Origin of the sequence: Thermoactinospora rubra, assembly GCF_002093975.1 — a bacterium.
GTDB classification, from domain to species: Bacteria; Actinomycetota; Actinomycetes; order Streptosporangiales; family Streptosporangiaceae; genus Nonomuraea; species Nonomuraea rubra_A.
Map to the genome: position 1 here is coordinate 178,865 of NZ_KZ084325.1, position 13,772 is coordinate 192,636.

The 13,772-nt window shown below is 72.5% G+C and carries 13 protein-coding genes; 6 read left to right on the plus strand and 7 right to left on the minus strand.

The genetic code is table 11. The annotated features are described in order from the left end of the window. Positions 1-9: 9 nt before the first annotated feature. The 5 genes from BSB02_RS42885 to BSB02_RS41935 all read left to right on the plus strand — a co-directional run bounded on the left by BSB02_RS42885 (position 10) and on the right by BSB02_RS41935 (position 4,785). Complete coding sequence (locus BSB02_RS42885; protein ID WP_084956614.1) at positions 10-1,539, plus strand: serine/threonine-protein kinase; 1,530 nt, start codon at positions 10-12, stop codon at positions 1,537-1,539. Continuing rightward, the gene (locus tag BSB02_RS03360) at positions 1,536-2,366 is read left to right on the plus strand and encodes an AraC family transcriptional regulator (protein WP_084956616.1); all 831 of its coding nucleotides are present in this window, start codon (positions 1,536-1,538) and stop codon (positions 2,364-2,366) included. The genes BSB02_RS42885 and BSB02_RS03360 overlap by 4 nt, the downstream gene beginning before the upstream one ends. A 10-nt stretch (positions 2,367-2,376) precedes the next feature. After that, the gene (locus tag BSB02_RS03365) at positions 2,377-3,030 is read left to right on the plus strand and encodes an AzlC family ABC transporter permease (RefSeq protein WP_084956618.1); all 654 of its coding nucleotides are present in this window, start codon (positions 2,377-2,379) and stop codon (positions 3,028-3,030) included. Further along, positions 3,027-3,338 (plus strand): AzlD domain-containing protein, encoded by a 312-nt coding sequence (locus BSB02_RS03370; protein WP_084956620.1) that lies wholly within the window; start codon positions 3,027-3,029, stop codon positions 3,336-3,338. Before BSB02_RS03365 ends, BSB02_RS03370 begins: the two co-directional genes overlap by 4 nt. 76 nt (positions 3,339-3,414) lie before the next feature. Continuing rightward, positions 3,415-4,785 carry a serine/threonine-protein kinase gene (locus tag BSB02_RS41935; protein WP_158088545.1) on the plus strand — a complete coding sequence of 457 codons (1,371 nt, stop codon included), beginning with the start codon at positions 3,415-3,417 and terminating at the stop codon, positions 4,783-4,785. 98 nt (positions 4,786-4,883) lie between these two features. On the opposite strand, the gene BSB02_RS03380 is transcribed toward BSB02_RS41935, so the two are convergent. Genes BSB02_RS03380 through BSB02_RS03390 form a run of 3 tightly spaced genes read right to left on the minus strand, consistent with a single transcriptional unit; the run spans position 4,884 to position 6,729 of the window. Beyond that, a complete protein-coding gene (locus BSB02_RS03380) occupies positions 4,884-5,813 on the minus strand; it encodes an RluA family pseudouridine synthase (protein ID WP_084956624.1) in 930 nt (309 codons plus the stop codon). Continuing rightward, the gene (lspA, locus tag BSB02_RS03385; protein WP_420855823.1) at positions 5,810-6,373 is read right to left on the minus strand and encodes a signal peptidase II; all 564 of its coding nucleotides are present in this window, start codon (positions 6,371-6,373) and stop codon (positions 5,810-5,812) included. The genes BSB02_RS03380 and lspA overlap by 4 nt, the downstream gene beginning before the upstream one ends. Next, positions 6,337-6,729, minus strand: a complete 393-nt coding sequence (locus BSB02_RS03390) for a TraR/DksA family transcriptional regulator (RefSeq protein ID WP_084956628.1) — start codon at positions 6,727-6,729, stop codon at positions 6,337-6,339. The genes lspA and BSB02_RS03390 overlap by 37 nt, the downstream gene beginning before the upstream one ends. A gap of 461 nt (positions 6,730-7,190) precedes the next feature. Here BSB02_RS03390 and ileS point away from each other — a divergent pair, with 461 nt between their 5' ends. Continuing rightward, positions 7,191-10,370 carry an isoleucine--tRNA ligase gene (gene ileS / locus BSB02_RS03395; RefSeq protein WP_084956630.1) on the plus strand — a complete coding sequence of 1,060 codons (3,180 nt, stop codon included), beginning with the start codon at positions 7,191-7,193 and terminating at the stop codon, positions 10,368-10,370. A 94-nt stretch (positions 10,371-10,464) separates the two neighbouring features. Here the strand turns inward: ileS and BSB02_RS03400 are convergent, their stop codons facing one another. The 4 genes from BSB02_RS03400 to BSB02_RS03415 all read right to left on the minus strand — a co-directional run bounded on the left by BSB02_RS03400 (position 10,465) and on the right by BSB02_RS03415 (position 13,715). Continuing rightward, the gene (locus BSB02_RS03400) at positions 10,465-11,844 is read right to left on the minus strand and encodes a hypothetical protein (RefSeq protein WP_143590193.1); all 1,380 of its coding nucleotides are present in this window, start codon (positions 11,842-11,844) and stop codon (positions 10,465-10,467) included. A 43-nt stretch (positions 11,845-11,887) separates the two neighbouring features. Further along, on the minus strand, positions 11,888-12,754 hold the full coding sequence (locus BSB02_RS03405; protein ID WP_084956634.1) for a DivIVA domain-containing protein: 867 nt from the start codon (positions 12,752-12,754) through the stop codon (positions 11,888-11,890). Positions 12,755-12,863: 109 nt separating this feature from the next. Further along, positions 12,864-13,133: a YggT family protein gene (locus BSB02_RS03410; RefSeq protein WP_420855824.1), complete on the minus strand. Its 270-nt coding sequence runs from the start codon at positions 13,131-13,133 to the stop codon at positions 12,864-12,866. A gap of 87 nt (positions 13,134-13,220) precedes the next feature. Further along, the gene (locus tag BSB02_RS03415) at positions 13,221-13,715 is read right to left on the minus strand and encodes a cell division protein SepF (RefSeq protein WP_084956638.1); all 495 of its coding nucleotides are present in this window, start codon (positions 13,713-13,715) and stop codon (positions 13,221-13,223) included. Positions 13,716-13,772 lie beyond the last annotated feature (57 nt).

Consider the following 13,772-nt stretch of genomic DNA (forward strand, 5'->3'; position numbering starts at 1 on the left):
CTGGCTGGGATGGACAGGCTGGTCGCCGGGCGCTACCGGCTGCTCGAGCCCATCGGCGAGGGCGGGATGGGCGTGGTCTGGCGGGCCCACGACGGCGTGCTCGACCGCGAGGTGGCCGTCAAGGAGGTCCGCTACACCGGCGTGGGCGACCGCAAGCGCGCCGAGCTCAACCGGCGCACGATCCGGGAGGCGCGGGCCGCCGGACGGCTGGACCATCCCTCGGTGGTGGTCGTCCACGACGTCGTCGAGGAGGACGGCCGGCCGTGGATCGTCATGCAGCTGGTCCGCTCCCGGTCGCTGGCCGAGGCGATCAGGCGGCGCGGCCCCCTGCCGGTGCCCGAGGTGGCCAGGATCGGGGTGTGCGTGCTGCAGGCGCTGCGCCGCGCCCACCAGGCCGGCGTGCTGCACCGCGACGTGAAGCCGGAGAACGTGCTGCTGGCCGAGGACGGCCGCGTCGTGCTCACCGACTTCGGCATCGCCTCGATGGAGGCGGAGGCGGGCCTGACCGCCAGCGGCAACCTCGTCGGCACCCCGGCGTTCACGCCGCCGGAACGGCTCAACGGGCTGCCCGCGACCCCGGCCTCCGACCTGTGGTCGCTCGGCGCGACGCTGTACACCGCCGCCGAGGGCGCCCCGCCGTTCCGCCGCGAGTCGTGGGCCTCGACGGTGGCCGCCGTGCTGCGCGACGACGTGGAGCCGCCCAGGCTGGCCGGGCCGCTCGCGCCGGTCATCATGGGCCTGCTCCAGCGCGATCCGGCCGCCCGCATGGGCGCCGCCCAAGCCGAGGCCGCGCTGTCGGCTCTCCAGTCCGGCCAGGGGTACGGCACGCCGCCCCCGGCCCCCGTGCCGCCGAGCAGTCCCGACAGGACCCTCCCCGAGGTGCGGCCGGCCCGGAGACGGCTGTGGATCATCCCTGCGGTCCTCGTGGTGGCGCTGGCCGCCGCCGGGACGGCGTGGTGGGCGACCGGCCGCCGGACCACGGCCGTCGCCACCCCGTCGGCCACCTCCCCTCCCGCCGCGACCCCGAGCACCGGGACCCCGAGCACCGGGACCCCGAGCACCACCCAGCCGGTCCCCAAGCCCGTGCCCGCCGGGTGGCGGCTGGTGCGCCACGCCGAGGGCGGCTTCTCCATCGCGGTCCCCCGCGGTTGGAGCGTCACCAGGCACCCCACCCGGGCCAGGGTCACCATCAGCGGCGCGGACTCGCCCGGCGTGCTGATCGTGGAGTGGACCACGCCCGAGAAGGACTACCCCGACCAGGTCGCGCACTTGGAGGACCTGGAGGCCCAGATCCTCGGCCGCGGCGAGTTCGAGTCCTACCGGAGGCTGGGCATCCGCCCGGTGACCTACCAGGGCAGGCCGGCGGCCGACTGGGAGTTCCGCCGCATGCGCGGCGGCCAGATGATCCATGTCCTGATACGCGGCATGGAAACCCCCGACGGCCGTATCTTCGCGCTGGCCTGGGAGGCGCCCGAGCAGGCGTGGAAGCGCGAGAAGCGCCGGCTCGACACCTTCCTGGAGACCTTCCGCCTGTCATGAGCGAGCAGGCGCGGTTCTGGCGGCACCCGGCGGTTCCCGAGGTGGACCTGCTGGCGGCCCGCTACGTCACGCACCGCTTCGCGCGCCACGCCCACGAGGAGTACGCCATCGGCGTCATCCTCAGCGGCGTGGAGGAGTTCGGCTACCTCGACACGACCTACCGGGCCGGGCCCGGCCAGCTCATCCTGGTCAACCCCGACCACCAGCACACCGGCCACGCGGGCGCGCCCGGCGGCTGGTCCTACCGGATGCTCTACCCCACGGTCGAGGCGCTGACGGGCGGGGAGCCGCCCGGCGGGGTCCAGCCGTACTTCCCCGAGCCGGTGGTCGACGACCCCGCCCTCGCCGCGCTGGCGCGCCAGGCGCACCTGGCCGCCGAGCTGGGCGACGGCCTGGCCGCCTCCACGCTCGTGCGCCGCTTCTTCGGCGGGCTGCTGACCCGGCACGCCACGCCCCGTCCCGCCCTGGAGGTCGCCGACGGCCCGCATGCCGTACGGCAGGCGCTGGAGCTGCTGGCCGAGCGGCTGGTGGACCCGCCGACGCTGGAGGAGCTGGCGCGGGAGGTGCGGTCGCGGCCGTTCCCGCTGCTGCGGGCCTTCAAGGCGGCCACCGGCCTGCCGCCGCACGCCTACCTGACCACGCTGCGGGTACGGCAGGCCCGCAGGCTGCTGAAGTCGGGCCTGCCGGCCGCGGAGGTGGCCGCTGCCGTGGGCTTCACCGACCAGGCGCACCTGACCAGGCACTTCAAGCGGATCGTGGGCGTGCCGCCGGCCGCCTACCAGCGGGCCGCAGGATCGTACAAGACCACCGGGCGGCACGGCGCCTAGCGTCGTCCCCATGAAAGAGACATCCAGCGCGATTCGCGACGGATTGGGCGTGGGGATCGCCGTGGGGCTGTCCGGCGTGGCCTTCGGCGCGGCGGCCGTCACGGCGGGGCTGACCGTGGCGCAGGCGTGCGTGCTGAGCCTGCTCGCCTTCACCGGGGCCTCGCAGTTCGCCCTGGTGGGCGCGGCGGCCGGCGGCGGCAGCCTGCTCGCGGCCGCCGCGGGCGCCGTGCTGCTCGGGGGCCGCAACAGCCTCTACGGCCTGCGCCTGGCCGACTTGCTGAAGGTGCGCGGCGCCAGGAGGCTCGTGGCCGCGCACGGCGTGATCGACGAGTCCACGGCGGTGGCCATGGCCCAGCCCACGCCGGAGGCGGCCAGGGTCGGGTTCGTCACCACCGCCGCCACGATCTACGTGATGTGGAACCTGAGCACCCTGCTGGGCGCGCTGGGCACCGCCTTCCTGGGCGACCCGGCGGTCCTGGGAATCGACGTGGTGGGGCCCGCGGCGTTCCTGGCGATCCTGTGGCCGCGGCTGGCGGCGAGCGGGGAGCTGCGGCGGCTGGCGCTGGCCGGGGCCGGGCTGGCGCTGCTCGGCTCGCTGGTCTTGCCGGCCGGCGTGCCCGTGCTGCTGTCGGCGGTCGCGGTGCTTCCGGCGGTGCTGCGATGACGCTGTGGTGGTCGATCGCCCTGGTCTGCGCGGGGTGTTACGCATTGAAGCTGGCGGGTCTGGCCGCGCCGCGCCGGGTGCTGGAGCATCCCCGGGTGCGCCGCTTCGCCGAGCTGGTGCCGGTGGCGCTGCTGGCCGCGTTGATCGCGGTCCAGATGTTCACGCACGAGGGACGGCTCACCTTCGACGCTGCCAGGACGGCCGGGCTGGCCGCCGCGGTGGCCGCCCTGCTGCTGCGCGCGCCCTTCCTCGTCATTCTTCTCGTCGCAGCCGCCGTCACCGCGCTTGTTCGGGGATTCGTGGGGTAGCTCGCCCTACATGTCCGATTCTGCGGGGATCGTTGGCGGACGTTATCGTCTGGTTCGGCCCATCGGCCGCGGCGGAATGGGAAAGGTCTGGCAGGCCCACGACGAGGTCCTGGACAGGGACGTCGCCGTGAAGGAGATCCTGCCGCCTCCGGATCTGGCCGACGGCGACGTGGACGCCTTCACCGCGCGCACGTTGCGCGAGGCCCGAGCGGCCGGGCGCGTCGCCCATCCGGGCGTGGCGGCCGTCTACGACGTCCTGCAGGAGGACGGGCGTCCCTGGATCGTCATGCAGTTCGTCCCGGCGCGCTCGCTCAGCTCCGCCGTACCGCTGCCGCCGGTGCGGGTCGCGGAGATCGGCGTGCAGTTGCTGGAGGCGCTGCGCGCGGCGCACGCGGCGGGCGTGCTGCACCGGGACGTCAAGCCGGACAACGTCCTGCTCGCCGAGGACGGCCGGGCCGTGCTCACCGACTTCGGCATCGCCACGACCGACGACGAGGTCACCGTGACCAGGACCGGCGTCCTGGTCGGCACCCCGGCCTTCATCGCGCCGGAGCGGGCGCTGGGCGCGCCGGCCACCCCGGCCTCCGACATGTGGTCGCTGGGCGTCACGCTCTACGTGGCCGTCGAGGGCCGTCAGCCCTTTCAGCGGGACAACGTGCTGGCCACGCTGGCCGCCGTGATCCACGCCGAACCCGCGCCGATGAGCCGCGCCGGACCGCTGGCGCCCGTCATCACCGGGTTGCTGCAAAAGCATCCCGACGAGCGGATGACGCTGGACGAGGCCGAGTCGCGGCTCATGGCCATCGCCGCGGGGCTGCCGCCGGAGTCGACGGCTCCCGTCGCCGTGCCGGCGGCGGGGCCGGTCCTGGCCGCGACAGGGCTGGACGTGCCCGCGCCGCATCCCTCGCCCGAGGCCGGCGGCACCGGACGCGGGGCGGCCCTGGCCTCGCCCACCTCCTCCACGCGGCTCGCGCCCGCCCACGGCCGCCTGGTGTCGGCCGCCGTGGGGGCGATGGTCCTCGTGGCGCTGGTGGCGGCGGGGACGGCGTGGCTGACCAAGGAGCTGACGGCCGACCAGCCGCCGCCGATGCCCACGATCGTCAGCTCCGTCGCGCCCCCCGGCACCGGTCCGGTACGGCAGGCGACCCCCTCGGGCGCCACGCCGACCGGCTCCGCGCCCTCGGCCATCGCCCCGGTGCCCACCCCGACGCCGAAGGCGTCGAAGCAGGCCGGGACCAAGCAGCCCTCCGGCAGCCCCCAGCCCAGCCGCTCGGCCACCGGCAGGCAGTCCTCCCCCGCGTCGACCCCCGGCCAGGTCGAGCCGTCGGGCGCGCAGGGCGAGGACGGAGGCGACGGGGACGGCGCGGACAGAGCGGAGGACGGCCAGGGCGGCAAGCAGGGCAAGGAGATCAAGGGGAAGAAGGGCGGCAAGAAGGACCGCGGCTGAGCAGCCGCGCGGCCCCGCTCACGCTCCGGCCGCCGAGGGCGCCCCTGCCAGGTGGGGACGGCCGCCGCTGACCGGGACCTCCTGCCGCGTGGGGACGCTCAGGACTCGGCGCGGACGGTCTCCAGCGCCTTGCGCAGGTCGTCGGGGTAGCCGGCGCTGAAGGACATCCACTCGCCGGTCGTGGGGTGCTCCAGGCCCAGCGACACCGCGTGCAGCCACTGCCGGGTCAGGCCCAGGCGCGCGGCCAGCGTGGGGTCGGCTCCGTAGAGGAGGTCGCCGACGCACGGGTGGCGCAGCGCCGCCATGTGCACGCGGATCTGGTGGGTGCGGCCGGTCTCGAGCTTGATGTCCAGCAGCGAGGCGGCGCGGAAGGCCTCGACGGTGTCGTAGTGGGTGATCGACGGCTTGCCTCCCGCGACCACGGCCCAGCGGCCGTCACCGGCGGGATGCCGGTCGATGGGCGCGTCGACCGTGCCGCGCAGGGGGTCGGGATGCCCCTGGACCAGCGCGTGGTAGCGCTTGTCGACCGTGCGCTCCTTGAAGGCCCGCTTGAGCCGCGAGTAGGCCACCTCGCTCTTGGCCACGACCATGACGCCGGTGGTGTTGGCGTCCAGCCGGTGGACGATCCCCTGGCGCTCGGCGGCGCCGCTGGTGGCGATCCGGTGGCCGGCCCCCATCAGCCCGCCGAGCACGGTGGGCCCGGTCCAGCCCACGGTCGGGTGGGCGGCCACCCCGATGGGCTTGTCGACCACGACGATGTCGTCGTCCTCGTACAGGATCGTCATGCCGGGCACCGGCTCGGCCACCGGCATGGGCGTGGTGACCGGCGGCGGCAGCGTCACCTCCAGCCAGGCGCCCGCGCGCACCCGCTCCGACTTGGCCGCCTCCTTGCCGTCGACCAGCACGTCGCCTGCCGCGATCAGCTCGGCGGCGCGGGTGCGCGACAGCCCGAACAGCCGCGACAGGGCGGCGTCGAGCCGCTCGCCCTCCAGCCCGTCGGGCACCGGGAGGCTCCTGAAGTCACTCACGGCTTGCCCTCCCGGTGGCCGTCGATCTGGTAGCCGCGCCAGGCCAGGAAGACCGCCAGCACGCCGCCGCAGACGATGGCCGAGTCGGCGATGTTGAAGACCGGGAAGTAGTCGATGACCGGGAAGTTGCCCGGCAGCACCTCGATGAAGTCCACCACGTGGCCCTGCAGACCGCCGGGGTGGCGGAAGAGCCGGTCGGTGAGGTTGCCCAGCGCGCCGCCCAGCAGCAGCCCCAGCGTGATCGCCCAGGGCAGGCTGCGCAGCTTGCGCGCCGTACGGATGATGGCCACCACCACGACCGCGGCGATCAGGGTGAAGACGATCGTCATGCCGGTGCCGATGCTGAAGGCCGCACCGGGATTGAACACCAGCCGGAACCGCAGCACGCCCGGGATCACCTCGACGGGCGCGCCCGCGGGGGGCAGGGCGCGCAGCGCCATCGTCTTGGTGGCCAGATCGGCGGCGTAGACCACGACCGCCAGCACCGCCAGCAAGACGACCAGGCGGCGCCTGGCCCCGCCCCCTAGCGGCGCTCCTCCTTCTGCTTGCACTTCACGCACAGCGTCGCCCTTGGGAACGCCTGCAGGCGTTCCTTGCCGATCGGCTTGTGGCACGATTCGCACACTCCATAGGTCCCCGCGTCGATCCTGGCGATCGCGCGTTCGTTCTGAGCGACCAGGTCGCGTGCATTCAGGGTAAGGGCGATCTCGCGCTCTCGCTCATAGGTCTTGGCGCCGGCGTCGGCCTGGTCGTCTCCCGCGCCCCTGATGACGTCGCCCGAGGCTATCTCGGCCTCGTGGCGCATGATGTCGCGGTTGAGCTCGGCTATCTCCTGCTCGAGCGCGGCCCGGACCTCAGCCAGCTCCTCCGGTGACCACATCGACTGGGCGGTGGTGGTCTGCGTGACTGCCGTCATGGCTCCTCCATGCTGATCAAGGTCCTCAACGGTGCGGGAAGCTTAGGCGGCCGATAACGGCCTGGCAAACGACCCGCCGGACGGATTACGTCACCCGTACTATCCCGCGCTGCCGCTTCAACTCCTCCGGTGGCACTTCCATTCCCAGCTTTTTGTCGCGACTTGCGGCTCGGCTGTCCCACATGCCCCAATTCCGGGAAGCCTTGCGCCTCGCTCTGCGTTATGGTGTGAACCTGCAAGGCGTTGATGGGGCCCTGATCGGCGCGACCGCGCCCAGGGGTATCACCCCGGAGCCGCCGGAAGAACGGCTCGCCCAGCTCAGTAGAACCGGCAGCAGACCAAATGAAGAGGGTCTCCCCCCGCGGGAGGCCAAGGAGGGTGGTACCGCGGAGCCGCCTGGCTTCGTCCCTTCACGCGCGTTCATGCCCGTCTCTCGGCATCGCTTGGAGGTCCCACCCGAGATGTCCCACTATTTCCGCTCTCTCCCCGCGCAGGTCGACCTGCCCGCGCTCGAACGTGAGGTCTTGGAGCGATGGCGGGACGGCAAGATCTTCGAGCGGTCGATCGAGCAGAACGAGGGCAACCCGACCTGGGTGTTCTACGACGGCCCGCCCACGGCCAACGGCATCCCCGGCGTCCACCACACCGAGGCCAGGGTCTTCAAGGACCTGTTCCCCCGCTACAAGACCATGCGGGGCTACAACGTGCCGCGCAAGCCCGGCTGGGACTGCCACGGCCTGCCCGTCGAGGTGGCCGTGGAGAAGGAGCTCGGCCTGTCCGGCAAGAAGGACATCGAGACGTACGGCATCGCCGAGTTCAACGCCCGCTGCCGCGAGTCGGTCATGCGCCACGTCGACGCCTTCGAGCAGCTCACCCACCGCCTCGGGCAGTGGATCGACCTGTCGCAGGCCTACAAGACCATGGACGCCTCCTACGTCGAGTCCGTCTGGTGGTCGCTGAAGGTCATCTGGGACAAGGGCCTGCTGTTCCGCGACTTCCGCATCACGCCGTACTGCCCGCGCTGCGGCACCGGCCTGTCGGACCACGAGCTGGGCCAGCCCGGCGGGTACGAGGACATCACCAGCCCGTCGGTCTACGTCCGCATGCCCGTCACCGCCGGCCCGCTGGCCGAGCTGGACGCCTCGCTGCTGATCTGGACCACCACGCCGTGGACGCTGGTGTCCAACACGGCGGTGGCCGTCCACCCCGAGGTCACCTATGTCGCGGCGCGCACGGCCGACGGCGAGGTGCTCGTGGTGGCCGAGCCGCTGCTGACGCAGGTGCTCGGCGAGGACGTCACCGAGGTCGCCCGCTTCTCCGGCCGCGAGCTGGAGCGCACGCCGTACTCCCGGCCCTTCGACCTGGTCGCCTTCCCCGAGCCCAGCGAGGGGAACGATGGGAACAGTCCGGGCGCGCACTACGTCGTGCTGGGCGACTACGTCACCGTCGAGGACGGCACCGGCCTGGTCCACCAGGCCCCGGCCTTCGGCGCCGACGACATGGCCGTGTGCAAGGCGTACGGCATGCCGGTCGTCAACCCGATCGGGCCCGACGGGCGCTTCCTCGACGACGTGCCGATGGTCGGCGGCAAGTTCTTCAAGGACGCCGACGAGGCGCTGACCGAGGACCTGCGCGCCCGCGGCCTGCTGCTTCGCGGCGGGCACTTCGAGCACGCCTACCCGCACTGCTGGCGCTGCCACACGCCGCTGCTGTACTACGCGCTGCCCGCCTGGTACATCCGCACCACCGCGATCAAGGACGTCATGCTCGCGGAGAACGAGAAGACCAACTGGTACCCCGAGAGCGTCAAGTGGGGCCGGTTCGGCGAGTGGCTGCGCAACAACGTCGACTGGTCGCTGTCGCGCTCGCGCTACTGGGGCACGCCGCTGCCGCTGTGGGTGTGCTCGGCGGACGAGTCGCACGTCACCTGCGTGGGCTCGCTGGCCGAGCTGGGCACCCTCGCGGGTGAGGACCTGTCGGGGCTGGACCCGCACCGGCCGTTCGTGGACGAGGTGACCTTCCCCTGCCCCGACTGCGGCGCCGACGCGCGGCGCGTGCCCGACGTCATCGACGCCTGGTACGACTCCGGCGCCATGCCGTTCGCCCAGTGGGGGGCGCGGGGCAAGCCGGAGAACCTCTACCCCGCGCAGTTCATCTGCGAGGGCATCGACCAGACGCGCGGATGGTTCTACTCGCTCATGGCCGTCGGCACGCTGGTCTTCGGTCAGTCCTCCTACGAGAACGTGCTCTGCCAGGGCCTGATCCTGGCCGAGGACGGCCGCAAGATGAGCAAGCACCTGGGCAACGTGCTGGAGCCGATCCCGCTGATGGACCAGCACGGCGCCGACGCGCTGCGCTGGTTCATGGCCTGCTCCGGCTCGCCCTGGCACGCCCGCCGCGTGGGCCACGCCGCGCTGGAGGAGATCGTCCGCAAGGTCCTGCTGACCTACTGGAACACCGCCTCGTTCTTCACGCTCTACGCCAACGCAGAGTCGTGGTCGCCGTCCATGCTGGCCGACGCCCCCGCTCCGGCGCAGCGGCCGCTGATCGACCGGTGGGCGCTGGCCGAGCTGCACCGGACCGTGAAGGAGGTGACCGGGGCGCTCGACGCCTACGACACCACGCGGGCGGGCCGCCTGCTCACCGAGTTCCTGGACGACCTGTCCAACTGGTACGTGCGCCGCTCGCGCCGCCGCTTCTGGCAGGGCTCGCCGGAGGCGCTGGCCACGCTGTACGAGTGCCTGGAGACGGTGACGCGGATGATGGCGCCCATCACGCCGTTCGTCACCGACTACGTGTGGGACGTGCTGCGCGGCGCCGACGCTCCGTCCTCGGTCCACCTGGCCTCCTGGCCCACGGCCGACGAGGGGCTGCTGAACCCGGCGCTGTCGGAGCAGATGGCCCTGGTGCGGCGCCTGGTGGAGCTGGGCCGCTCGGCCCGCGCCGCCTCCGGCGTCAAGACCCGCCAGCCGCTGGCCCGCGCCCTGGTCGGCGCCCCGGGCTGGGCCGCGCTGCCGGACGAGCTGCGCGCACTCATCGCCGACGAGCTGAACGTGCAGGTTCTGGCCGACCTGTCCGGCTTCGACGCCGACCTGGTGTCCTTCACGGTCAAGCCCAACTTCCGCTCGCTGGGCAAGCGGTTCGGCTCCCAGACCAAGCTGGTGGCCGCCGCGATCTCCGCCGCCGACCCGGCGCAGGTGGCCGGGACGCTGCGCGCGGGCTCGCCGGTGACGCTCGAGGTGGCCGAGCTGGGGCCGGTGACGCTGGGGGCCGACGACGTCGTCGTCACCGAGCAGCCGAAGGCGGGCTGGGCGGTCGAGACGGGCGCGGTCGACACGGGCACCGGGGAGACCGTGGCGCTGGACCTGACGATCACCGACGAGCTGCGCCGGGCCGGCCTGCTGCGCGAGGTCATCCGCCTGGTGCAGGAGGCCCGCAAGACCACGGGGCTGTCCATCACCGACAGGATCGACCTGTGGTGGTCGGCGTCGTCGGACGACGTGGCGAAGGCGCTGCGGTCGGGCGCGTCGTCGGTGGCGGAGGAGGTGCTGGCCGCCTCGGTGACCGAGGGAACCGTCGAAGGGGTCACCTCGCACACCGACGCCGACCTCGGGCTCACCTTCCAGCTGCGGCGCGCCTAGCCGTACCGCGACGGGGGCGGGTCGGTGTCCTCACCGGCCCGCTTTCCGTTTGCGGAGAAGTCGCGGAGAGGGACCGCGGGGAGGGACGCACGGATCAGCCGTCGGCGTCGCGGCACACCGAGCAGCCGGTCAGCCCGGCGGCCTCGGCCTCGTCGACGGTCATGGTCTCCACGCCGGACTCGCCCGCGCCCCTGACGAGGGGGCAGGAGCCGGTGTGGTAGCGGCGGGTGCCGACGATGACCTTCACGGTGTCGCGTGATTCGCCGGAGTCTTGCTCATCCGAGGCTTCCTCGGGGGCTTCGGCGGGCGCGTCGGCTTCCTCCCGGACGCTCCGGGACGCGCCGGCTTCGGGGTCCTTCGGGGCCGTGGCGCCGGATTCCGGCGCGCGCGTGCCGGCCTTGGACGTGCTGGCCTTCGAAGCGTCCTGCGCGGCGTCCTCGCCGTCTTCCTCGCCTCGGGCCTGCTCCTCGGAGGCCTCGTCCTTGGGGGGCTGCGCGCTTCCGGGTTCCGCGCTTCCGGGTTCCGCGCTCGCGGGGACGGCGACCTTGGGCCACACCGCCGTGGCGGCGGCGGACTCCTCGGCGGGCCCCTCGGGGGACTTCTCGGAGGACTTCTCGGAGGACTTCGCAGCGGACTTCGTGGGGGACTCTGCGGGGGCCTGTGCGACGGGCTTGGCACCGCCCTCGGCGGCTTCCGCCCGGGACGTCTCAGCGCTTTCCGGCTTGCCGGAGGTCTCCGCCTCGTCGCGCTCCTCGCCCCGCGGCGACGCGGCGCTCTCCGTTGAGCGCTCGGCCGCGTACGGGTCCTTGCGCGCGGCCGGGGCGAACCATCCGACGGCCCGGTCCTCCTCTTGGGGGGTCTCTTGGGGGGTGGAGGCCTGCGGCCGCGGCGTGCGCAGCTCACGGGTCGGCGTGGAGGACTCGGCCGGCTCTGGGTCGGCGACAGGGGGTAGCTGCCGTCCGCCGAGCGCGGCGTCGGGTAGGCACGCGGTGCAGGGCGTGAAGCCCTCCTCCCGCGCCTCCTCGTAGGTCAGCTCCTCGTGGTCCCGTCCGATCAGCTGACGGCATCCCGCTACGTGGTAGCGCTTGCGCCCGGGGATCACCAGGACGATCGCGTCCGGGGCGATCCCGCCCGCCGGGGGTCGGCGAGGGGGGGCCGGGGCGGGCACAGTCGCCGTCTGCTGCAGCGCGCGCGGCGCGATGACCGGCGGCGCTCCCATCGGGCTGGCCTGGGTCCGAACGGGCGGCACCGGCGCCGGCGCCGACGGAGGAACGGCCTCCTTCGCCGGCTCCCCAGCATCCCGCCCGCTGGGGAACAGCTCGTGACGCCGCAGAAACGCCCCGATCACGAGGAAGAGCGCGGAAAGCACGCAGGTCACGATCGACCACATGATCACGTGGGGCAGGTTCAGGACGAAGCCCGCGATCAGCAACACGATGGCCGCGAGCACCAATCCAGCACTGATGAGGATCACAGGGGGGACTCTCTTGGAGTGAACGGGTCAGCGACCCGTTACCTTACCTGCGGTCGTTGTGCCCGCCGTCACCGCCGGGAAAGGCGCCCTGGTGCTGCGGGGCCTCGCCGCCGAACGCAGCCGGGCCGCCTCCGGGCAGGGCCTGCCCGCCCTGCGGTACGGCATGCGACATGGCGGGCGCGCCGGGGGCGTTGGACACGGGCGCGAAGCCGGGTCCCTCGTGGCCGGCGGCGTTCAGCTCGGCGAGCTGCTGCTCCAGGTAGAGCTTCAGGCGGCTGCGGTACTCGCGTTCGAAGCTGCGCAGCTCCTCGACCTTGCGCTCGAGCTCGTCGCGGGTCTGGACGAGCGAGCCCATGGCCTGGCGGTGACGCTCCTGGGCGTCGCGCTCGAGCGTCTCGGCGCGGGCGCGGGCGTCGCCGATGACCTGCTCGGCCTGGCGGCGGGCCTTGGTGAGGATGTCGTCGGCCTCGCGGCGGGCGCGGGTGACGGTCTCGTCCGCCTCACGGCGCGCGTCGGCGATGGCCTGGTCGGCCGTCTGCTGCGCCAGGGCCAGCACGCGGGCCGCGGTGTCCATGTTGTCCTCGGCGGGCGGCATGCCCATGGCCACGGGGACGGGCTGCGGCTGCTGCGGCTCGGGCCGCGGCGCCTCCGGCTGGGGCGGCGGCGGGGGCATCATGGGCTGCTCCTGCTGCACCGGGGCGGAGGCCATCGGCATCTGCATGCCTCCGGGCACCTTGCCGCGCAGGCACTCGGCCAGCTTCGCGCGGAGCTCTTCGTTCTCCTGGATCAGGCGGTCCAGCTCAGCCTCGACCTCGTCGAGGAAGGCGTCCACCTCCTCCTCGTCGTAGCCCGGCCGGAGCCGGGTGGTACTGAACTGCTTGTTCCGCACATCAGCGGGCGTCAGCGGCATTTTCTGGTCTCCTTGGCGCGCTCGGTTGAGTCTGTTCCGGAGGGAGCATGACCCGGATCACTTCAGCGCGGACACGTGTCGGATCTCGACCGGGGGCCTCACCCGTTGCTCAGGGCCCCACCAGCTGGACCAGCTGGATCAGGATCAGGACCACGATGAACAACACCGTGAAGCTTAGGTCAAAGGCCACCGTACCCAACCGGAGGGGCGGAATGAAACGGCGAAGGAACTTCAGCGGCGGGTCGGTGGCGGTGTACGTGGCCTCGGCGAGGACCAGCACGACCCCCGACGGACGCCACGACCGGGCGAACGCCTGCACCGTCTCGAAGATCATTCTGCCGATGAGCAGCACGAGATAGAGCGACAGGACGACGACCAAGATCTGACTGATTACGCCCACGGTCTGGTCGCGCCTCCTCTTCCGTACCGCCCCCTCTGGCCGGGGGTTGATGACATACCCCAGACTCTAACTCTGGTTGAAGAATCCGCGTTCCGCGATTCGTGCCTTGTCCTCGGCGGTCACCTCGACATTGGCTGGGGACAACAGGAACACCTTGTTGGTAACACGTTCAATCGTGCCATGTAGGCCAAAGACCAGACCTGCCGCGAAATCAACGAGCCGTTTGGCATCACTGTCAACCATCTCGGTGAGGTTCATGATGACCGGCGTGCCTTCGCGAAAGTGCTCGCCGATCGTCCGCGCCTCGTTGTAGGTGCGTGGATGGAGGGTGGTGATGCGGGCCAGGTCCGTCGTACGCCGCTCCAGGACCGTCGTCGCCGGCCTGGGAGCGGGGACGCCGGAATCGGAGTCATCCTCGCGTTCCTGGCTCGCCACCGCCCGATCCTCGCCCGTGCGAGGCGGTTCGTCCTCGTAGGCATAGTCGTAGGTCTCGTACCTCTCGTAGCGGTCGTCCTCCACGAGACCGAGGTAGATCGCCATTTTGCGCATCGCGCCGGCCATCGCTACATCGCCCTCCTGCCGTTGGTCCCGAGGCGGTGTCCACGGGCCGGTCCGCGC

What these genes read in the sequence shown, in the direction of transcription:
- BSB02_RS42885 (WP_084956614.1), top strand. Translation starts at nt 10, where the DNA reads ATGGACAGGCTGGTCGCCGGGCGCTACCGGCTGCTCGAGCCCATCGGC.
- BSB02_RS03360 (WP_084956616.1), top strand. Translation starts at nt 1,536, where the DNA reads ATGAGCGAGCAGGCGCGGTTCTGGCGGCACCCGGCGGTTCCCGAGGTG.
- BSB02_RS03365 (WP_084956618.1), top strand. Translation starts at nt 2,377, where the DNA reads ATGAAAGAGACATCCAGCGCGATTCGCGACGGATTGGGCGTGGGGATC.
- BSB02_RS03370 (WP_084956620.1), top strand. Translation starts at nt 3,027, where the DNA reads ATGACGCTGTGGTGGTCGATCGCCCTGGTCTGCGCGGGGTGTTACGCA.
- BSB02_RS41935 (WP_158088545.1), top strand. Translation starts at nt 3,415, where the DNA reads ATGGGAAAGGTCTGGCAGGCCCACGACGAGGTCCTGGACAGGGACGTC.
- BSB02_RS03390 (WP_084956628.1), bottom strand. Translation starts at nt 6,729, where the DNA reads ATGACGGCAGTCACGCAGACCACCACCGCCCAGTCGATGTGGTCACCG.
- ileS (WP_084956630.1), top strand. Translation starts at nt 7,191, where the DNA reads ATGTCCCACTATTTCCGCTCTCTCCCCGCGCAGGTCGACCTGCCCGCG.
- BSB02_RS03405 (WP_084956634.1), bottom strand. Translation starts at nt 12,754, where the DNA reads ATGCCGCTGACGCCCGCTGATGTGCGGAACAAGCAGTTCAGTACCACC.
- BSB02_RS03415 (WP_084956638.1), bottom strand. Translation starts at nt 13,715, where the DNA reads ATGGCCGGCGCGATGCGCAAAATGGCGATCTACCTCGGTCTCGTGGAG.